Annotated in this window: 20 protein-coding genes; 15 read left to right on the top strand and 5 right to left on the bottom strand. The window is 74.5% G+C overall.

Features of this window, described 5'->3' with window-relative positions; genetic code table 11:
* Positions 1-7 precede the first annotated feature (7 nt).
* Positions 8-691, bottom strand: coding sequence for a FadR/GntR family transcriptional regulator (locus ABZ573_RS00840; RefSeq protein ID WP_151452593.1), 684 nt, complete (start codon positions 689-691; stop codon positions 8-10).
* 50 nt (positions 692-741) lie between these two features.
* Between ABZ573_RS00840 and ABZ573_RS00845 the strand changes: the two genes are divergently transcribed.
* The gene (locus ABZ573_RS00845) at positions 742-2,079 is read left to right on the top strand and encodes an MFS transporter (RefSeq protein ID WP_358114402.1); all 1,338 of its coding nucleotides are present in this window, start codon (positions 742-744) and stop codon (positions 2,077-2,079) included.
* A gap of 10 nt (positions 2,080-2,089) precedes the next feature.
* Here ABZ573_RS00845 and ABZ573_RS00850 read toward each other — a convergent pair whose 3' ends face one another.
* A complete protein-coding gene (locus ABZ573_RS00850) occupies positions 2,090-2,446 on the bottom strand; it encodes an STAS domain-containing protein (protein WP_091624489.1) in 357 nt (118 codons plus the stop codon).
* Between the two features lie 162 nt (positions 2,447-2,608).
* Between ABZ573_RS00850 and ABZ573_RS00855 the strand changes: the two genes are divergently transcribed.
* The 10 genes from ABZ573_RS00855 (at position 2,609) to ABZ573_RS00900 (ending at position 11,683) form a co-directional block, all read left to right on the top strand.
* Complete coding sequence (locus tag ABZ573_RS00855; RefSeq protein ID WP_151452595.1) at positions 2,609-3,466, top strand: STAS domain-containing protein; 858 nt, start codon at positions 2,609-2,611, stop codon at positions 3,464-3,466.
* Positions 3,466-3,879, top strand: coding sequence for an STAS domain-containing protein (locus ABZ573_RS00860; RefSeq protein ID WP_101413704.1), 414 nt, complete (start codon positions 3,466-3,468; stop codon positions 3,877-3,879). Before ABZ573_RS00855 ends, ABZ573_RS00860 begins: the two co-directional genes overlap by 1 nt.
* Complete coding sequence (locus ABZ573_RS00865; RefSeq protein WP_151452596.1) at positions 3,876-4,295, top strand: ATP-binding protein; 420 nt, start codon at positions 3,876-3,878, stop codon at positions 4,293-4,295. Before ABZ573_RS00860 ends, ABZ573_RS00865 begins: the two co-directional genes overlap by 4 nt.
* A complete protein-coding gene (locus tag ABZ573_RS00870; RefSeq protein ID WP_358114407.1) occupies positions 4,283-5,311 on the top strand; it encodes a SpoIIE family protein phosphatase in 1,029 nt (342 codons plus the stop codon). The genes ABZ573_RS00865 and ABZ573_RS00870 overlap by 13 nt, the downstream gene beginning before the upstream one ends.
* Positions 5,302-6,669 (top strand): sensor histidine kinase, encoded by a 1,368-nt coding sequence (locus ABZ573_RS00875; protein WP_151452597.1) that lies wholly within the window; start codon positions 5,302-5,304, stop codon positions 6,667-6,669. Before ABZ573_RS00870 ends, ABZ573_RS00875 begins: the two co-directional genes overlap by 10 nt.
* Before the next feature lies 1 nt (position 6,670).
* Entirely contained in the window at positions 6,671-8,209 is a 1,539-nt protein-coding gene (locus tag ABZ573_RS00880) for a SpoIIE family protein phosphatase (RefSeq protein ID WP_151452598.1), read from the top strand.
* 52 nt (positions 8,210-8,261) lie between these two features.
* Entirely contained in the window at positions 8,262-8,837 is a 576-nt protein-coding gene (locus ABZ573_RS00885; protein ID WP_151452599.1) for a TIGR03086 family metal-binding protein, read from the top strand.
* A gap of 85 nt (positions 8,838-8,922) precedes the next feature.
* Positions 8,923-9,459 (top strand): PadR family transcriptional regulator, encoded by a 537-nt coding sequence (locus tag ABZ573_RS00890; RefSeq protein ID WP_358114412.1) that lies wholly within the window; start codon positions 8,923-8,925, stop codon positions 9,457-9,459.
* A complete protein-coding gene (locus tag ABZ573_RS00895) occupies positions 9,456-10,157 on the top strand; it encodes an ABC transporter ATP-binding protein (RefSeq protein WP_151452601.1) in 702 nt (233 codons plus the stop codon). Before ABZ573_RS00890 ends, ABZ573_RS00895 begins: the two co-directional genes overlap by 4 nt.
* Positions 10,154-11,683 (top strand): FtsX-like permease family protein, encoded by a 1,530-nt coding sequence (locus tag ABZ573_RS00900; protein WP_358114415.1) that lies wholly within the window; start codon positions 10,154-10,156, stop codon positions 11,681-11,683. Before ABZ573_RS00895 ends, ABZ573_RS00900 begins: the two co-directional genes overlap by 4 nt.
* A gap of 29 nt (positions 11,684-11,712) precedes the next feature.
* Here ABZ573_RS00900 and ABZ573_RS00905 read toward each other — a convergent pair whose 3' ends face one another.
* Both ABZ573_RS00905 and ABZ573_RS00910 read right to left on the bottom strand, forming a co-directional pair.
* Complete coding sequence (locus tag ABZ573_RS00905; protein ID WP_151452603.1) at positions 11,713-11,901, bottom strand: hypothetical protein; 189 nt, start codon at positions 11,899-11,901, stop codon at positions 11,713-11,715.
* A gap of 62 nt (positions 11,902-11,963) precedes the next feature.
* Entirely contained in the window at positions 11,964-12,923 is a 960-nt protein-coding gene (locus ABZ573_RS00910) for a YafY family protein (protein ID WP_327030230.1), read from the bottom strand.
* A 61-nt stretch (positions 12,924-12,984) separates the two neighbouring features.
* On the opposite strand from ABZ573_RS00910, the gene ABZ573_RS00915 reads away from it, so the two are divergent.
* From ABZ573_RS00915 to ABZ573_RS00925, 3 genes are read left to right on the top strand one after another with little or no spacing between them, the layout of a single operon-like run.
* Complete coding sequence (locus tag ABZ573_RS00915; RefSeq protein WP_151452604.1) at positions 12,985-13,569, top strand: DinB family protein; 585 nt, start codon at positions 12,985-12,987, stop codon at positions 13,567-13,569.
* Between the two features lies 1 nt (position 13,570).
* The gene (locus tag ABZ573_RS00920; protein ID WP_151452605.1) at positions 13,571-14,008 is read left to right on the top strand and encodes a VOC family protein; all 438 of its coding nucleotides are present in this window, start codon (positions 13,571-13,573) and stop codon (positions 14,006-14,008) included.
* Between the two features lie 29 nt (positions 14,009-14,037).
* A complete protein-coding gene (locus tag ABZ573_RS00925) occupies positions 14,038-14,979 on the top strand; it encodes a threonine/serine dehydratase (protein WP_327030231.1) in 942 nt (313 codons plus the stop codon).
* A gap of 49 nt (positions 14,980-15,028) precedes the next feature.
* Here ABZ573_RS00925 and ABZ573_RS00930 read toward each other — a convergent pair whose 3' ends face one another.
* Positions 15,029-17,125, bottom strand: a complete 2,097-nt coding sequence (locus ABZ573_RS00930; protein WP_151452607.1) for a S9 family peptidase — start codon at positions 17,123-17,125, stop codon at positions 15,029-15,031.
* Between the two features lie 90 nt (positions 17,126-17,215).
* Between ABZ573_RS00930 and ABZ573_RS00935 the strand changes: the two genes are divergently transcribed.
* Entirely contained in the window at positions 17,216-18,565 is a 1,350-nt protein-coding gene (locus ABZ573_RS00935; protein WP_358114421.1) for an FAD-binding oxidoreductase, read from the top strand.
* Positions 18,566-18,624: the final 59 nt, after the last annotated feature.

Consider the following 18,624-nt stretch of genomic DNA (forward strand, 5'->3'; position numbering starts at 1 on the left):
GCACAACCTATGCCCCGGGCGAGGGCTCCAGAAAAGCGCCGGCCTCGATCGCCGCGCGGCCCGGGTCGCCGGCCCGGATCGCCTCGACCAGCCGGGAGTGGTCGACGTAGCGTTCCGGCTCCAGCGCGCCGCCCATCGACTGGGCGATCGTGCTGTGCAGCGCGGCCCCGACCGAGGCGTACAGCTCGGCGAGCATGCCGTTGTGCGCCGCCGCGACCACGGCGGTGTGCAGCGCCGCGTCGGCCGCCACGAACTCGTCGAACCGGCCGTCGCGCCAGGCCGCCTCGCGGGCGGCGAGCGCGCCGTCCAGGACCGCCAGGTCCTCGGCCGTACGCCTCAACGCGGCGAGCCGGGCGGCCTCCACCTCGAAGGCGCGGCGCACCTCGACCACCTCGGCCATCCGGTCGGCGGTGAGTCGGCGGGCCACCACCGGGGCCAGCTCGTCGGTCGACACCACGTACGTCCCGGAGCCCTGCCGGCACTCCAGCACCCCGGCGTGCACCAGCGCCCGCACCGCCTCGCGGACCGTGTTGCGGCCCACGCCGAGCGCCGCGACCAGCTGCGGCTCGGTGGGGATCCGCCCGCCGACCGGCCACTCGCCGCCGAGGATCCGCTCCCTGAGCTGGGCGATGGTCTGCCGCACCCGGTGGCCCCTGGGCGGCGCGGCGGCGGAATCAACCGACGGTGGCACTGGTTACAACACCTGCCTGAAATTCATCCCATGATTGTAGGTTCGGACACATGACCCCGCCAACCACCGCAGCCGTCGACGCCGGAACCTCACCGCGTTCCGTGCGGGAGGCGATCGCCGGGCCGGACGACGTGCCCGCACCGACGGATGCGACGGCCCCTGCCGCCGGTCCCGTCGGCGCCACCCCCAAGCCGGCCGGACCGGTCGCCGGTGGGCTGCTCGTGCTCGTCGGCATGCTGCTCGTGGCGCTCAACCTGCGGGCCGCGATCACCAGCCTCGGCGCCCTGCTCGACGAGGTACGCGGCGGCCTGGCCCTCTCCGGGGCGCTGGCCGGGGTCGTGACCACCCTGCCCGCGGTGGCCTTCGCCGTCTTCGGGTCACTCACCCCCCGGCTGGTCCGCCGGAACTCCCCGGCCCGGGTGCTGGTGGTGGCGATGCTGATCCTCGCCGCCGGGCAGCTCGTCCGGGTCGGCACGGACTCCGCGCTGGTCTTCATCGCCGGCAGCGCCCTCGCGCTGGCCGGGATCGCGGTGGCGAACGTCCTGCTCCCGCTGCTGGTCAAGCAGTACTTCCCGCACCGCATCGGACTGGTCACCGGGGCGTACTCGATGACGTTGACGGTGGGCGCGACGGTGGCCGCCGCGGCGGCGGTGCCGGTGGCGCACCTCTTCGGCACCTGGCGGGCCGGGCTCGCCGTGTGGGCCGGGCTGGCCCTGGTGGCCGTACTCCCGTGGGTGCCGCTGGCGCTGCGGGCGCGTGCGGCCCGACGGGCGGCGACCCCGGCGGCGGTGGCGCCCCGTCCCCGCCGGATCCGGCCGGGGCGGACCCGGCTCGGCTGGGCGATGGCGGTCTACTTCGGGACGCAGTCGCTGGGCGCCTACGCGATCATGGGTTGGCTGGCCCAGCTCTTCCGCGACGCCGGCTACCGGCCGCAGGACGCCGGCCTGCTGCTCGCCGGGGTGACGGCGCTGGGCGTGCCGATCGCCCTGCTGATGCCGACCCTGGCCGGGCGGCTGCGCACCCTGCACCCGCTGGTGCTGACGCTCTCCGCCGCGATGGCCCTCGCCTACGTCGGGATGGCCGTCGCGCCGCACGACGGGGCGCTGCTCTGGGTGGTGCTGCTCGCGATCGGGCAGAGCGCCTTCCCGATGATCCTGGCCACCATCGGGCTGCGGGCCCGGACCACCGAGGGGACGGTGGCGCTCTCCGCGTTCAGCCAGAGCGTCGGCTACCTCATCGCCGCGCTGGGGCCACTGCTGGTGGGCATCCTCTACGGGACGACCGGCGGGTGGACCGTCCCGATCGGGTTCCTGCTGGCGGCACTCGCCGTGCAGACCGGCGCGGGCATGGTGATCGCCCGTCCCCGGCACATCGAGGACGAGGCGTGAGGAGGGGCCGTCAGGAGGTGGCCGGCGTGGGGTCGCCGGCCACGGCCTGGTCGACCGTCGGGTAGGTGTGCAGCACCTCGACGAGGCCGCTCACCTCGAGGATGCGGAGCACGCCGCGCTGCGGGGCGGCCAGTCGCACCACGCCGCCGGCCTCGTCGCAGCTGTTCTTGGCCCGGACGAACACCGACAGCCCCGTGGAGTCGCAGAACGAGACGTTCGCCAGGTCGAAGACGAGCCGGCTGCGGCCCTTGTCGAGCAGGTCGGTGATCTGGTCCTGAAGCTGCGGTGCGGTCGCCATGTCCAGCTCGCCCGCGACCGATACGACGACCACGTCGCCGCGCTGTTCCGTGTGCACCGTCAAGGACATTCGCCAGACCTCCTGTTATCGGGGAAACGGTATCCCACGATCGGGGTGGTACGCAGAACGGGAGGCGGTATCCGGTGGCCGTCCTCATTCGTTTGCCCTGCGACAAGTAGCGCTGCGACCCCCGGTGATAGAGTCCGCCGTCGAGGTCGAAGGGGGTTCACCATGGCGTTGAGCGCCGAGGAAAGCGGCCGGCTGGCCGGTCTGCTGACCGGTCACGCCGAGCGGATCATGCAGCGCTGGACGGAGATCGCCGCGGGGTCACTGCGCGGGCGACTCAGTCAGGGCGAACTGCGCCGGCAGATGCAGGAGCTGCACTCTAGCATGATCACTGCCAGTGAGCAGGGGGCTGTCGACCTCGACTCCGAGCAGGCCACCGAGCTGCGCGCCGTGCTCTCCGAGCTGTCCCGGGGGCGCGCCCGGCAGGGCTTCTCCGCCTCCGAGACCGCGGTCAGCGTGTTCTCGCTCAAGGAGGTGCTGCTGGAGCTGATGGAGGCCGAGGGCGGCGCCGACACGCTCCGCGACTACGTCGCCTTCTCCGGCCTGATCGACCAGATGGGCCTGTTCACCTTCGAGAGCTTCGTGCGCACCCGCGAGAGCCTCATCGCCGACCAGGCGGAGCAGCTGTTGGAGCTGTCCACCCCGGTGGTGAAGCTCTGGGAGGGCGTGGTCGCCGTGCCGCTGGTCGGCACCCTCGACTCGGCCCGGGCCCAGGTGGTGATGGAGCGGCTGCTCCAGACCCTGGTCGACACCGGCTCGCCCTACGCGATCATCGACATCACCGGCGTGCCTGCGGTGGACACCCAGGTCGCCCAGCACATCCTCAAGACCGTGGTGGCCGCCCGGCTGATGGGCGCCGACTGCATCATCTCCGGCATCCGGCCGCAGATCGCGCAGACCATCGTGGCCCTGGGCATCGAGTTCGGTGACATCGCCACCAAGGCCAGCCTCGCCGACGCGCTGCGGCACGTGCTCCGGCTCACCGGGGTCGAGACCGGCCGCCGCCAGCGCCGGGAGGCCTGATGGAACGGGTGCCGATCCTCAAGATCGGCGACATCCTGCTGGTCTCCATCCAGGTCGACATGTCCGACCAGACGGCCGTCCAGCTCCAGGAGGACCTCGCGGAGCGGATCGTCGCCACCGGCTGCCACGGCGTGATCATCGACATCACCGCCCTGGACATCGTCGACTCCTTCGTCGGGCGGATGCTGTCGACCATCGCGTCGATCTCCAAGGTGCTCGACGCGGAGACGGTCGTGGTCGGGATGCGTCCCGCCGTGGCCATCACCCTGGTCGAGCTGGGCCTGTCGCTCAACGGCATCCGGACGGCGCTCAACGTCGAGCGGGGCATGGAGCTGATCGCGGCGGCCCACGCCGACGAGCACGAGCTCGCGTTCGACGACGAACCGGACGCCGAGACGACGGCGTTGTCATGACCGCCGGAGTCGACCTGGGCCAGCCGCAGGCGCAGGCGATCCGCAGCGACGAGGACGTGGTACGCGTCCGGCAGTTGGTGCGTACGGTGTCGGTGGCGGTCAAGCTCTCGCTGGTCGACCAGACCAAGGTCGTCACCGCGGCGAGCGAACTGGCCCGCAACACCCTGGTGTACGGCGGCGGCGGCTCGGTCGAGGTGGCCACGGTGGACAACGGCCGGCGGCGGGGCGTGCGGATCGTCTTCGCCGACTCCGGCCCGGGCATCGCCGACCTCGACCTGGCGCTGACCGACGGCTACACCACCGGCGGCGGGCTCGGCCTCGGGCTCAGCGGCGCACGCCGGCTGGTCGACGAGTTCGACATCCAGACCGCCCCGGGTGAGGGAACCCGGATCACGGTCACCAAATGGTCCCGATGAACGACGACGCGGTCCCCGACCGTGGAGTCTGGTACCGGGTCGAGAACGGCAGCGCGGCCAGCACGGTGCGCCGCGCCGCCGAACGGCTCGGCGCCCAGCTCGACCTGAGCGCCGCCCGCACCGCCGACCTGGCCATCGTCGCCGCCGAGCTGACCAGCAACCTGGTCAAGCACGCCGACGACGGTGTCCTGCTGCTGCGGCCGGTCCGGCGCGACGGGGAGGCCGGCGTGGAGCTGGTCGCCCTCGACACCGGGCCGGGAATGGCCGACCTCACCGCCTCCTCGCAGGACGGGCACTCCACCGTCGGGACCCTCGGCATCGGCCTCGGCGCGATCGTCCGACAGGCCAGCTGGTTCGACGGCTACTCCCGGCCGGAGCGCGGCACGGTCCTCGCCGTACAGGTCTGGCCGAAGCCCGACGGCGGGCACGAGCGGCCCTGGGTCGGCGCGCTCAGCCGGCCGCTGGCCGGGGAGTCGGTCAGTGGCGACGGGTACGCGTGGCGGATCGTCGAGGGCCGGCGCCAGGTGCTGGTCTGCGACGGCCTGGGACACGGGCCGCTCGCCTCCGCCGCCACCGACGCCGCGCTCGACGCGTTCCGCAAGGCGCCGGTGGGGGCGCCGTCGGCGGTCGTCGCCCACCTGCACCGCTCGATGTCGCACACCCGGGGCGCGGCGCTGGCCGTGGCCGAGCCGGACCCGTCGGCCGGGGTGCTGCGCTACTCGGGGCTGGGCAACATCTCCGCCGCCGTGATCGGCGCCGACGGCAAGCGGCGGGGTCTGGTCTCGCTGCCCGGCATCGCCGGGCACCAGCGCCCCTCGGTCCGGCAGTACGACTACCCCTTCGAGGCCGACGCCCTGCTGGTCATGCACAGTGACGGGGTGGTCGACCGCTGGCAGTTCGCCGACTATCCCGGTCTCGCCGACCGGTCGCCCCTGGTGGTGGCCGCGACGGTGCTGCGTGACGCCGGCACGCGCCGCGACGACGCCTGCGTCCTGGCCGTCCGGGCATGGTCGTGACCGGACCCACCGGGGCGCCGCTGCTGACGATGGCGCTGCGGGTCGAACACGACATCTTCGTCGTCCGGCAGCGGGGCCGTGAGGTCGCCGCCGTGGTGGGCCTGGAGCACCAGGACCAGGTACGCATCGCCACGGCGCTCAGCGAGGTCGCCCGGGACCTGCTGCACTCGGTCGGCGGGGCGGAGGTGGCATTCGTCCTCGTCGACGACGCCGTCGACGGCAGGCGTCACCTGCGGGTGGACCTCGTCCCGGTGCGCCCGCTGCCCGGCGGGCGGTACGAGCCGCAGTCCGGCGCGGTGGCGCGGTTGGTGGACAAGTTGGGCGTGGTGACCGGGGAGGGGGTTACGGTCGTGAGGATGTCCCGACGTGTCCCGGTCACCGCAGAGGTGCTGACCCCCGAGCGTCTCGCCGAGCTGCGCTCCGAGCTCGACCGGAACGCCCCGGGCAGCGCCCTGGACGAGCTGACCGCCCAGAACGCCCAACTGATCGCCGCCCTCGACGAGGTACGCAGCCAGCGCGACGAGCTGGCCGTCCTGAACGAGGAACTGGAGGAGACCAACCGCGGGGTGATGGCGCTCTACAACCAGCTCACCGAGGAGCTGGAGGAGACCAACCGCGGGGTGGTGGCCCTCTACGCCGAGCTCGACGAGAAGTCCGCCCAGCTGCGCGCGGCCAGCGAGTCGAAGAGCCGCTTCCTGGCGAACGTCAGCCACGAGCTGCGGGCGCCGGTCACCGCGATCATGGGCCTGGGCCGGCTGCTCGGCGACTCCGCCTCCGACCCGCTCACGGCCGAGCAGGCCCGCCAGGTCGGGCTGATCCGTTCCTCGGCGGGCGACCTCCTCACGCTCGTCAACGAGCTGCTCGACCTGGCCAAGGCCGAGTCGGGCCGGATCGAGCCCGACTGGACCGAGGTCGACCTGCGGCCGGTCTTCGGCCAGTTGCGCGGCACGCTACGGGCCCTGGCCACCCGGCCCGACGTGGAGCTGGTGGTGGAGGAGCCGCCCGTTCCGGCGACGCTGCGTACGGACGAGGTGCTGCTCGCCCAGGTCCTGCGCAACCTGCTGCACAACGGGCTCAAGTTCACCGAGCGCGGGGAGGTCCGGCTGCGGGCGGAGCGGCGGGACGAGCGCTGGTCGCTCATCGTCTCCGACACCGGCGCGGGCATCCCCCCGGAGCTGCACGAGCGGATCTTCGAGGAGTTCTACCAGGTGCCCGGCGCGACCCGGGTCGGCGGCACGGGCCTCGGCCTGCCGTACGCCCGACGGCTGGTGACCCTGCTCGGCGGCAGCCTCGTGGTGTCCAGCGAGCCGGGCCGGGGCAGCACGTTCACCGTCACCCTGCCCGTGGGAGGAGCGTGACGTGGAGGGCGGCCCGGCGACGGTCCTGGTGGTCGACGACAGCCCCACCAAGCGCTACCTCCTGGTGAGCTGGCTCTCCCGGGCGGGCTTCGCGGTGCTGGAGGCCGAGAACGGCGCCGAGGCGCTGGCCCGGGTCGGGGTGGACCCGATCGACCTCGTGGTGCTCGACGTGCGGCTGCCGGACCTGAACGGCTTCGAGGTCTGCGAGCGGATCAAGGCGGCGCATCCGGCGATGCCGGTGATCCACGTGTCCGCGCACGCGGTGGATGTGGTGGACCGGGCGCAGGGGCTCACCCGGGGCGCGGACGCGTACCTGGCGGAGCCGATCGAGCCGGAGGAACTGGTCGCCACCTCCCACGCGGTGCTGCGTTACTACCGGGCCCGACAGCGCGCGGAACTGCTCGCCGAACGGCTCCTCGGCCTGGCCGACACCACCGTGGCGGTGCACTCCGCGCCGAACTTCGCGCGGCTGCTGGAGGCGGCGGCGGCCGGGGCCGCGCAGATCTTCAGGAGCCCGGCCGCCGTGATCGCCGAGACGTTCGACGGCGACTGTCTCGCCGGGACCGCGGACGGCCCCGACGGCACGGCCACGATCGTCCCGTGGGTCGTCGACGACACCGGGGTGCCGACCGGGACGACGGTCCGGGTGGACGATCCGGCCGCCTGGGGCCTGGTCGACTGGCCGGCGGACGACACGGTCACGGTGGCCGCCACCCGGCTGCGCGAGGACCGGGCGCCGCTCTACGTCGTCGTGCCCACCGCCACGCAGACCGCCCACACCCCCGTGCTGCGGCAGCTCGCGCAGGCCGTGGCGGCGGCCGTGGAGGCGCAGCGCTCCTTCGACGAGGAGCACCGCATCGCGGTCACCCTCCAGCGCAGCCTGCTGCCCCGCCGGATACCGCAGGTCAACGGGCTCGACCTGGCCGTGCGCTACGAGCCGGCGAGCGCGCAGACCGAGGTGGGGGGCGACTTCTACGAGCTGGTGATGCTCGACGGTCACCTGCTGCTGGCGATCGGCGACGTGGCCGGGCACTCGCTGCACGCCGCGACGGTGATGGCCGAGCTGCGGCACGCGGTGCGGGCGTACGCGGTGGAGGGGCACCAGCCGGGCGAGATCCTGCACCGGGTCAACGAACTCATGCGCACCCTGCTCCCCAACGAGCTGGCCACGATCTGCGTGCTGCTGCTGCACCCGCCCAGCGGCCGGGTGCGGCTGGCCAGCGCCGGGCACCTGCCGCCGGCGCTCAGCCTCGACGGCAAGGTGGAGTTCGTGCAGCACTCGGCCCCGCTGCTCGGGGTCCGCGCCCCCCGGCCGCCCGACCTGGAGTTCGTGCTGCCGGCCGGGGCGACGCTGGTGTTCTACACCGACGGACTGATCGAGCGGCGGGACAACACCATCGACGACGGGCTGGCCGCCCTGGCCGTGGCCGCCACCCGGGTCGACGACGACCTGGACCGGTTCTGCGAACGGCTCCTGGTCGAGCTGGCTCCGTCGGAGATCCACGACGACGTCGCCGTGGTGGCCCTCCGCCGCAACTGAGCCGGCCTCGCGCGGGGCGGCGACGTCGGGGCCACCCTCGTACCCTGAGCTGATGGCCACGAAGACTGGTGATCTGCTCGCAGCCGCGGCACCCCGTGCCGTCGCGGTGGTCCGGGGCGTCTCGGACGACCAACTGGACCTGCCGACCCCGTGCAGCGACTACGCCGTGCGCGACCTGCTCAACCACCTCTACGACGTGGTGGTCAACTTCCAGGCCCTCGCCGGCAGGGGGCAACCGGAGTGGGCGGAGAAGCCCGACCACCTGGCCGAGGGCTGGCGGGACCGGTTCGAGGCGGAGACCGCGAAACTGGTCGAGGCGTGGTCGGACCCGGCCGCGCTGGAGGGCGTCTCGCCCGGGATGGGGCTGCCGCAGGAGACGGTCGGCACCATGGTGCTGCTCGACCTGACGGTGCACGCCTGGGACCTGGCCGTCGCCACCGGGCAGCCGTTCCGCCCCGCGCCGGAGGCGCTGCCCCCGCTGTACGCCCTGACCGAGCAGATGGGCCCGATGGCCCGGAAGCAGGGCGTCTTCGGGGAGCCGGTGGGGACGTCGTCGTCGGACGCCCCGGAGATCGACCGTCTGCTCGCCCTGACCGGCCGGGACCCGGGCTGGTCGGCGGGCGCCTGACCTCGAAGCGCCACCAGGCCCGCGCGGCACCCCCGCCGCGCGGGCCTCCTTGACAGTCACTATTCACTGGGTGAATAGTGACGCGGTGTCCACACCGCACGTGTTGCTGGGCCTGCTGGCCGCCGGCAACCGGCACGGCTACGAGCTGAAGCGCGCCCACGACGAGCGCCTGCCCCGCGTCAAGCCGCTGGCCTTCGGGCAGGTCTACTCGACCCTCGGCCGGTTGCAGCGGGACGGCCTGGTGGCACCCGCTGGGCAGGAACGCGAAGGCGGTCCCGACCGCACCGCGTACTCGCTGACCGCCGACGGCCGGGCCGCGCTCCAGCGGTGGCTCGCCGAGGTCGAGCCACCGATGCCGTACGTCACCAGCACGCTCTTCGCCAAGGTGGTCGTGGCGCTGCTGGTGGCCGACGCGGAGCGGGCCCGGACCTACCTCGTCGCCCAGCGGCAGGCCCACACCGAGCGGCTGCGCGAGCTGACCGCGGTGAAGACGGCGCCCTCGGCCAGCCTCGACGACATCGTCGCGGCCGACTTCGCCATCGCCCATCTCGACGCCGACCTGCGGTGGTTGCAGACCACCCTGGGCCGCGTCGCCGACTGGCACCGGGAGGTGCACTCGTGACGCAACTTCAGGCTCGCGGCGTGGTCAAGGCCTACGGACGGACACCCGCGCTGCGCGGCGTCACCGTCGACGTCGCCGAGGGGGAGATCGTCGCCGTCACCGGCCCGAGCGGCTGCGGCAAGTCCACCCTCCTGCACTGCCTCGCCGGCATCCTGCGTCCGGACGCCGGCGAGGTGAGCTGGAACGGGCACCGGATCGACACCTGGTCCGAGGCGGCACGATCCAGGCTGCGGCGCACCGAGTTCGGGGTGCTCTTCCAGTTCGGCCAGCTCGTCGCCGAACTGACCGCCGCCGAGAACGTCGCCCTTCCGCTGCTCCTCGCCGGCACCCGGCGGCGGGAGGCGCGGACGGCGGCGCTGTCCTGGATGGACCGGCTCGGCGTGGCCGACCTGGCCGACGTCCGGCCGGGCGAGATGTCCGGCGGGCAGCAGCAGCGCTGCGCGATGGCACGGGCGCTGGTCACCGAGCCCCGGGTGCTCTTCGCCGACGAGCCGACCGGCGCGCTGGACACGCTCACCGGCGAGCAGGTGCTCATCCAACTGGTCCGGCTCGCCCGCGAGCAGCGGACGTCGGTCGTCCTGGTCACCCACGAGCCGCAGATCGCCGCGTACGCCGACCGCGAGGTCATCCTCCGCGACGGCATGGTCGACCACACCGGGCTCGGCCTCGACACCCCGCTGCCGGGCAGCCGCCGGTGAGACCGTCGACGCTGGTACGCCTCGCCCTGGCCGGCACCCGCACCGACACCGCCCGGGTGGCGCTGACCGCGCTCAGCGCCGCCCTGGCCACCCTCGTCGCCCTCGCCGCGTTCACCGTGCTGGCCATCCCCACCCCGCCCGCCACCGACGGCAACGGCAACGGCAGCCGTTGGTCCCACCAGTACGCCAACCAGCTGCTCGTCGAGCCGGGGCTGCGCGGCGGCACGGCCTTCGCCCTGCTGCTGCTCATGATTCCCGTGCTGGCGTTGGCCGGGCAGTGCGCCCGGCTCGGCGCCCCGGCGCGGGACCGCCGACTGGCCGCGTTCCGGCTGGCCGGCGCCACCCCCGGCCAGGTGACCCGGATCGCCGTGCTGGAGGCCGGCCTGGCGTGCCTGCTCGGCACGCTGGCCGGCGCGTCGGTCCACTTCGTCGGCCGGGAGCTGCTCGACCGGCCCGACGCCCAGGGCCGGCTCGTCCTCCCCACCGACGTGCTGCCCACCCCCGGCGTGCTGGTGGCGGTGCTGGCGGGGCTGCCGGTCGTGGCGGCACTGGCCACCGCGCTGATGCTGCGCCGGGTGAGCACGACCCCGTTCGGCGTGCTGCGTACGCACCGCCGGGAACGCGGCCCCCGACCCTGGGCGGGCGTCCTCATCGGCGCCGGGCTGGCCGCCTTCGTCGCCGTCGAACCGGTCACCCGCCTCTACGACCGGCGCGACACCGACCCGCCGTCCTGGCTGGTGCCGGCGCTGCTGGTCAGCGGCGGGCTGGCCGCGATGATCGGGGTGGTCGTCGGCACCGGCTGGATCTCCTGGACGGTCGGGCGGATGCTGCACCGCTATGCCCGAGGGCCGGCCGCGCTGCTCGCCGCCCGCCGGTTGACGGCCGACCCGTGGGCGGGCAGCCGCACCTTCGCCGCCCTGCTGGCCGCGGTGCTCCTCGGCGCGGGCGCGGCCGGGCTGCGGGAGTACTTCGTCGCGGCGGGCGAGCTGAGCCGCCGGACCGGTGGCGGACTGGCCGGCAACGACGGCTTCTACCTGCGGACCATGGACCTGGTGGACCTGGCGGTGGCGGTGGCCATGCTGGTCGCCGCCGGTGGGCTGGTCGTCGCGATGGTGGAGGGGATCACCGCCCGGCGGCGCGCGTACGCGGCCCTGGTGGCGACCGGGGTGCCCCGGCCCACGCTCGGCCGGTCCATCGCCTGGCAGTCGCTGGCCCCCGCCGTGCCGGCGGTGGCCGTCGCGCTGGCCGTGGGCCTGCTGCTGGCCCGGGGGCTGTTCCGCACGCCGACCGCAGAGCACTACAACGAGGTCTGCGACGCCACCGCGCAGCTCTGCGCCGACCCCGCCACCCGGGCGCGCCACACCCGGGTCGTGGCGATGCCGGACGTGACCGTGCCGCCCGACGTACCGCTGGAACAGCTGGCCCTGCTCGGGGCCGGCGCCCTGGCGGGGGTGCTGGCGACGGTCGGCGTCGGCCTGCTCTTCCTGCGCGCGAGCACGGCCGTCGAGGAACTGCGGGTGACCTGAGCCGGGCGCGGGACGGCCCCGGTGCCGCGTCAGGCGGCGAACAGGCCGGCGGAGAGCGCGAGCAGTGTCCCGGCGGCGGCGGAACAGCAGCACACCAGCAGGAACGCGACCACCGCGAGGATCGCCCAGACGCGCCGGTCGCGCGCCGCCGCCCGCCACCCCGACGCCGGTACGCCCTCGGCCGGCTCGTCGTCGTCCACCTCGCCGGCCCCGGTCACCCGGGCAGTCTAGGTGCTGCGGGGCCGGCGGTCCTGGCCATCGCCGTGCGGCGGCGGGCGGGTCAGCCGGTGCCGGCCATCGCCGCGAGGCGGCGGGCGAGCACGACGACGGACTCCCGCAGCTCCGGAGGCTCCAGCACCTCCGCCTCGAAGCCCAGCCGGGCCGCGTGCATGGCCAGCCAGTCCAGGTCGTCCCCGCCGATGGCGAGCACGCACCACCCGTCGCGATCGTCCTCGACGCGCCCCACCTGGGGCGGCACCAGCTTCCGCACCTGGTCGGGGTGGGCGCGCAACCGCACCCGGGCGAGATAGCGGTACGGCGCCCCGGTCACGGACCGCTGCACGTAGGCGACCGGATCCGGATGCTCCCTCGCGTGGAAGCGCCAGGTCGTCGCCGCCACCTCGCGCATCCGGTCCAGCCGGAAGGTGCGCCAGTCGGCGCGGTCGACGTCCCAGGCCATGAGGTACCAGCGGCGGCCGGTCGTGACCATCCGCACCGGCTCGACCGTGCGCTCGTGCTCCCCGCCGTCGCGGCCGGCGTACCGGAACCGGACCCGCACGGCGTCGCGGCAGGCCCGCGCGAGCGTCACCAGCAGCTCCGCGTCGATCTCGACCGCCGGGCCGACGAGGGTCTCGGTGGCGCCGTGCACGGCCCGCACCTCGGCGCGCAGCCGGGCCGGCATCACCTGGTCGAGCTTCGTGAGGGCCCGCAGGGCCGCCTCGCCCGACCCGGTGACCGTGCCTCCCGAGGCCAGCCGCAGGGAGACCGCCGTCGCGATCGCCTCCTCGTCGTCGAGGAGCAGCGGCGGCAGCCGGGTGCCCGCGCCGAGCTGGTAGCCGCCGCCGACGCCCGCCGTCGCGTGCACGGGGTAGCCGATCGCGCGCAGCCGCTCCACGTCGCGGCGTACGCAGCGGTCGGTGACCCCCAGCTCGGCGGCCAGCTCGGTGGCGGTCCAGGACGGCCGTCGCTGCAACAGCGCCAGCAGGCGCAGCACCCGCTCGGTCGTCGCTTCCACGGTCACCGGCTCATCGTTGCATGGATTACGGAACGATCCTGTCCGCTATCCACGGGAGGCTGGGGCCATGACCGACCAGACCTGGAACCCCCTGCTCCGTGACCAGCTCGCCTGGCACTGGGCCAACCAGTTGCGCGACCGCCTCGACGGACTCACCGACGACGAGTACTTCTGGGAGCCGGCACCCGGCTGCTGGAACGTGCGCCCGCGCGGCACCAGCGCCGCGCCGGTGCAGGCGGGGGCCGGCGCGATGACCATCGACTTCGCGATGCCGACACCCGACCCGGCACCGTTCACGACGATCGCCTGGCGACTCGGGCACGTGATCGTCGGCGTGCTCGCCGTACGCAACGCCACGCACTTCGGCCGCCCGCCCACCGACTACCAGTCGTTCGAGTACGCCCCGACCGCGACCGAGGCGCTCGACCAGCTCGACACCGAGTACGCCGCGTGGCAGACCGGGGTCGAGTCCCTCGGCGAGAGCGGCCTCGCCCGGCGCTGCGGGGAGGCCGAGGGCCCGTACGCCGAGCGTTCCCTGGCGGAGCTGGTGCTGCACATCAACCGCGAGATGATCCACCATCTGTCCGAAGTGTGCCTGCTGCGCGACCTCCACCTGCACACTCATGGGCAGACCCGACAGGAGGCGAGCTGAGATGGCGCGCGACGTCCAGATCACTTTCGACTGCGCCGACCCGGCCGGGTTGGCAACGTTCTGGGCCGATGTCCTCGGCTACCAGTTGCAGGCCCCGCCCGGCGGCTTCGAGACGTGGGAGCAGGCACTGGAGGCGATGGGCGTGCCGCCCGAGAACCGCAACGACGCCTCGGGGTTGGTCGACCCTGAGGGCGCCCGGCCGCGGCTGTTCTTCCAACGGGTACCGGAGGGCAAGCAGGCCAAGAACCGCGTACACCTCGACGTGCGGGCCGCCCCCGGGCTGGAGGGTGACGCGCGGATGGCGGCCCTGGAGGCCGAGGCCGAGCGGCTCGTGTCCCGCGGCGCCACCCGGCTCCGGCGCCACGAGCCCGAACCCCCGCTCGGCGCCGGCCACATCGTGATGGCCGATCCCGAGGGCAACGAGTTCTGCCTCGACTGATCGGCCGCGCGATCGGGCAGGATGGGCCGATGGAGCTGGTCTCGATCGACGACGTCCGAAACGCCGCCGCCGACATCGTGGGCATCGTGTCGCGTACCCCGCTGCTGCGCACCGGATGGGACCCGGAGCTGTGGCTCAAGCCGGAGAGCCTGCAACCGGTGGGGTCGTTCAAGCTGCGCGGCGCGACCCACGCGGTCGCCCGGCTGACGCCTGAGGAGCGGGCGCGCGGGGTGGTCACCCACTCCTCCGGCAACCACGGCCTGGCCCTGGCGTACGCGGCCCGCGCGGCCGGCGTGCCGTGCCGGATCGTGGTGCCCGAGGGCGCCCCGGCCGCGAAGGTGGACCGGATCCGGGCGCTGGGCGTCGAGGTGCTGCTGGTGCCGCCGCCGCAACGCGGGCCGGAGGCGGAGCGGATCGCCGCGACGACGGGTGCGGTGCTGGTGCCGCCCTTCGACGACCGGCGTGTCATCGCCGGGCAGGGCACGGTCGGGCTGGAGATCGTCGAGGACCTGCCCGACGTCGACGTGGTGCTGGTGCCCGTGGGCGGCGGCGGGCTCTCCTCCGGCGTCGCGACCGCGGTCACCGCCCTGCGCCCGGCGGCGACGGTGATCGGCGTCGAGCCGGAACTCGCCGCCGACGCGCGGGAGTCGCTGGCGGCCGGGTCGGTGGTGGCGTGGGGCGAGGAGCGCACCTACCGGACGATGGCCGACGGGCTGCGCCTGCCGCCGTCCGAGCTGACCCTCGCGCACCTGCGGGCCCGGCTCGACCGCATCGTCACGGTGACCGAGGAGGAGATCCGCGCCGCGATGGGCCGGCTGGTCTCCGACGCCCGCCTGGTGGTGGAGCCGAGCGGCGCGGTGGCGGTGGCCGCCCGGCTGTTCCGCGCCGCCGAGCTGCCGCCCGGCCGTACGGTCGCCGTGGTCACCGGCGGCAACGTCGACCCGGCGGTGCTGGCGGGCGTCCTGCGCTGAGCGGGCGTCGGGGAGGGCCCTCGTCGGTGCTGGCCCTCCCCGACCCCGTTCAGGCGCGGGCGAGGCGGTCGAGGATCCAGGCGTTGACGAACGCCTCCTCGCGCCAGGAGTCGTAACGGCCGCTGGGACCGCCGTGGCCGGCGCCCATCTCGGTCTTCAGCAGGTAGTCGCCCTGCGGGGCGACCGCCCGCAGCCGGGCGATCCACTTCGCCGGCTCGTGGTAGAGCACCCGGGTGTCGTTGAGGCTGGTCACCGCGAGGATCGCCGGATAGTCCACCGCCCGCACGTTCTCGTACGGCGTGTAGGACTTCATGTAGGCGTAGACCTCCGGGTCGGCCAGCGGGTTGCCCCACTCCTCCCACTCGGTGACGGTCAGCGGCAGCGACGGGTCGAGGATCGAGGTGAGCGCGTCCACGAAGGGCACCTGCGCGACGATCCCGGCGAACGCGTCCGGGGCGATGTTGGCGACCGCCCCCATCAGCAGCCCGCCGGCCGAGGCGCCCCGGGCCACGAGCCGGTCGCTGGTCGTCCAGCCCGCCTTGACCAGGTGCCGGGCGCAGGCCACGAAGTCGGTGAACGTGTTCTTCTTGGCCAGCAGCTTGCCCTGGTCGTACCAGCTGCGGCCCAGCTCGCCGCCGCCCCGGGTGTGCGCGACGGCGAAGATGACGCCCCGGTCCAGCAGGGAGAGCCGGGCGACGGAGAACCACGGGTCCATGCTCGCCTCGTACGAGCCGTAGCCGTAGATCACGCAGGGGGCGGAGCCGTCCTTCGGCGTGCCGGCCCGGCAGACCAGCGAGACCGGCACCCGGGTCCCGTCGTCGGCGAGCGCCCAGTCGCGGTGCTGCTCGTAGTCGGCCGGGTCGTACGCCCGCCCGTCCGGCCCGGGCTTCACCGGCTTCTGCCGGCGCAGCACCATCTGCCGGGTGACCAGGTCATAGTCGTAGACCGAGTCGGGGGTGACCAGCGAGGCGTAGCGGAGCCGGATCTGCCCGGTGCGGTATTCCGGGTTGTCGTGCAGGCCGACGCTGTAGAGCGGCTCCGGGAAGTCGATGTCGAAGGCGTCGCCGCCGCCGACGGGCAGCACCCGCAGCCCGGTCAGCCCGTTGGTGCGCAGCGAGACGACCAGGTGGTCGGCGAAGGCGTCGACCGCCTCCAGCCGGGTGCCGGGCGAGTGCTCGATGAGCGGCACCCAGTCACCGGGCGCGTCCGCCGAGGTGTACGCCAGCGCGAAGTCCTCCGCGCCGTCGTTGTGCAGGATCAGGAAGCGGTGCCCGTGGTGCTCGACGGTGTATTCGACGCCCTGCCGCCGGGGCGCCACGGAGGCCGGCGCGCCGGTCGGGTTGCCGGCCGGGATCACCAGCACCTCGCTGGTGATCTTGCTGTGCACGTCGATGAGGACGAACCGCTCCGAGCGGCTCAGCTCCACGCCGACCCAGAACCGCTCGTCGTCCTCCTGGTAGACCACCACGTCCTCGGTGGACGCCGTGCCCAGGGTGTGCCGCCAGACCCGGTTGGGGCGCCACGTCTCGTCCACCGTCACGTAGAACAGCACGGAGGCGTCGGTGGACCAGGCGGTGCCGTAGAACGTGTCGGGCACCTCGTCGGGCAGCAGCTCGCCGGTGGACAGGTCCTTGACCCGCAGCGTGAACCGCTCGTCGCCGGAGAAGTCCGTGGAGTAGGCCAGCCACCGCCCGTCCGGGCTGACGTCGAACGCGCCGAGCGCGAAGAAGTCGTGCCCCTCGGCGAGCAGGTTGCCGTCGAGCAGCACCTCCTCGCCGTCGAGCGGCGCGCCGTCCGCGCTGACCGGCGGCTCGGTCTCGCCGTCCCGGACCGCCCGGCGGCACTGCACGCCGTACTGCTGGCCCTCGACCGTCCTGGTGTAGTACCAGTAGCCGCCCTTGCGGCCGGGCACCGACAGGTCGGTCTCCTGGGTGCGCCGGCGGATCTCCTCGAACAGGTCGGCGCGCAGCCCTTCGAGGTGCGCCGTCCGGGCCTCGGTGTACGCGTTCTCGGCGGTCAGGTAGGCGATCGTCTCCGGGTCGTCCTTGCCGGTGAGCCAGGCGTACTCGTCGACGACGGTGTCGCCGTGGTGGGTGCGCTCGCTGGGCACCCGCTTCGCCGTGGGCACGGGGGTCTCGGTGGTCACGGCGCCACGTTACCGGCCGCGCGCCGCCCGCCGCGCGGCCTCGTCGGCGACCCGCCGCCCCATCTTTCGAACATGTGTACGATGGCCGGCATGGCGGCTGCAGCGAGTTCCACCGACCGGCCCGGAGCCCTCGACATCACGCGGCGGTTGACGGAGATCTGCGGCCCGCCGTTCGCCCGCTTCGCCGGCCCCGCCGACGAGGTGGCCGGCCGCCCGGCCCGCTGGGTGGCCGTCCCGGGCGGCACGCGCGCGGCGGCGGAGGTGCTGCGGCTCGCCGCCCGGCACGACCTGACGGTGGTGCCGCGCGGCGCCGGCACGAAGATCGACTGGGGTGCCGCCCCCGACCGGGTCGACATCATGCTCGACACCGGCCGGCTCGCCGGGATCGGGCACGAGCCGGTCGGCGCGCCCACGACCGAGGTCGGGGCGGGCACCCCGCTGCGCGCGGTGCAGGCCACTCTGGACCGCACCGGGCAGCGCCTGGCGCTCGACGCCCCCTCGCCCGGGGCCACCCTCGGCGGCGTGCTCGCCGCCGGCGAGGCGGGACCGCTGCGGCACCGCCACGGCAGCCCCTGCGACCAGCTCGTCCGGGTGCGCTACCTCGACGGCGACGGCGAGCTCGTCGACGCCGGGGGCGGCGCGGCCGGGCTGGAGCTGGCCCGGCTGCTCTGCGGCTCGCAGGGGGCGCTCGGCGTGCTGGTCTCCGCGACCCTGCGGGTGCAGGCCGTCCCGGCCGGCCGGATCTGGGTCAGCCGACCGGTGTGGACCCCGCTGGAGGTGCACGACCTGGTCCGCACCGTGCTCGCCGCGCGCCTCGACCCGGCGGCGGTCGAGCTGGACCTGCCGGCCGGCGCGGGACCCCGGCCGCGCCAGGGCAGCCGGGCCGCCGCGATGGCCGCGCACCCGTCCATGGCGGGGCGCGCCGGCGGCGGCCCGGCCGGCGCCGGTCGGCTGGTGGTGTTGCTGGAGGGCGGCCCGGCCGATGTCGCCGAGCGCGCAGACCGGCTCGTCGCGCTCCTCGGCCCGGGCGCGGGCGCCAGCCACGCCGCGCCCGATTGGTGGCGGCGCTATCCGTTCGGCCCGGGCGACACGGCGCTGCGCATCGAGGTGCCGATCGCCGACCTGCACGCCGCCGTCTACGCGCTGCGGGACGCCGCCGGCGGCCCCGTCCCGGTGCGCGGCTCCGCCGGCCTCGGCGTGGTGCACGCGGCCCTGCCCGCTGCCATGTCCCCCGACCGGGTGGCGTCGATCCTGGCCGCCGTCCGGGGCGTGCTCCTCGCCCGGCAGGGCCGGTGCGTGGTGGTCTCCGCGCCGGCCGCCGTCCGGCGGGCCGTCGACCTGTGGGGCGAGCTGGCCGGGCTGGCCCGGCTGCGCGCGGCCAAGGAACACCTCGATCCCCACCGCCGCCTCGCCCCGGGCCGCCTCCCGGGCGGCCTCTGACCGCTCCGGCCAGCTCCCGGCGCGAGCGGGGCGGGAGGGCGGCGCGGCCGGGGTCGCGC

Source organism: Micromonospora sp. NPDC007220, assembly GCF_040634035.1.
GTDB lineage: Bacteria > Actinomycetota > Actinomycetes > Mycobacteriales > Micromonosporaceae > Micromonospora > Micromonospora reichwaldensis.

What these genes read in the sequence shown, in the direction of transcription:
- ABZ573_RS00845 (WP_358114402.1), top strand. Translation starts at nt 742, where the DNA reads ATGACCCCGCCAACCACCGCAGCCGTCGACGCCGGAACCTCACCGCGT.
- ABZ573_RS00850 (WP_091624489.1), bottom strand. Translation starts at nt 2,446, where the DNA reads ATGTCCTTGACGGTGCACACGGAACAGCGCGGCGACGTGGTCGTCGTA.
- ABZ573_RS00855 (WP_151452595.1), top strand. Translation starts at nt 2,609, where the DNA reads ATGGCGTTGAGCGCCGAGGAAAGCGGCCGGCTGGCCGGTCTGCTGACC.
- ABZ573_RS00860 (WP_101413704.1), top strand. Translation starts at nt 3,466, where the DNA reads ATGGAACGGGTGCCGATCCTCAAGATCGGCGACATCCTGCTGGTCTCC.
- ABZ573_RS00865 (WP_151452596.1), top strand. Translation starts at nt 3,876, where the DNA reads ATGACCGCCGGAGTCGACCTGGGCCAGCCGCAGGCGCAGGCGATCCGC.
- ABZ573_RS00870 (WP_358114407.1), top strand. Translation starts at nt 4,283, where the DNA reads ATGGTCCCGATGAACGACGACGCGGTCCCCGACCGTGGAGTCTGGTAC.
- ABZ573_RS00875 (WP_151452597.1), top strand. Translation starts at nt 5,302, where the DNA reads ATGGTCGTGACCGGACCCACCGGGGCGCCGCTGCTGACGATGGCGCTG.
- ABZ573_RS00885 (WP_151452599.1), top strand. Translation starts at nt 8,262, where the DNA reads ATGGCCACGAAGACTGGTGATCTGCTCGCAGCCGCGGCACCCCGTGCC.
- ABZ573_RS00915 (WP_151452604.1), top strand. Translation starts at nt 12,985, where the DNA reads ATGACCGACCAGACCTGGAACCCCCTGCTCCGTGACCAGCTCGCCTGG.
- ABZ573_RS00920 (WP_151452605.1), top strand. Translation starts at nt 13,571, where the DNA reads ATGGCGCGCGACGTCCAGATCACTTTCGACTGCGCCGACCCGGCCGGG.
- ABZ573_RS00925 (WP_327030231.1), top strand. Translation starts at nt 14,038, where the DNA reads ATGGAGCTGGTCTCGATCGACGACGTCCGAAACGCCGCCGCCGACATC.
- ABZ573_RS00935 (WP_358114421.1), top strand. Translation starts at nt 17,216, where the DNA reads ATGGCGGCTGCAGCGAGTTCCACCGACCGGCCCGGAGCCCTCGACATC.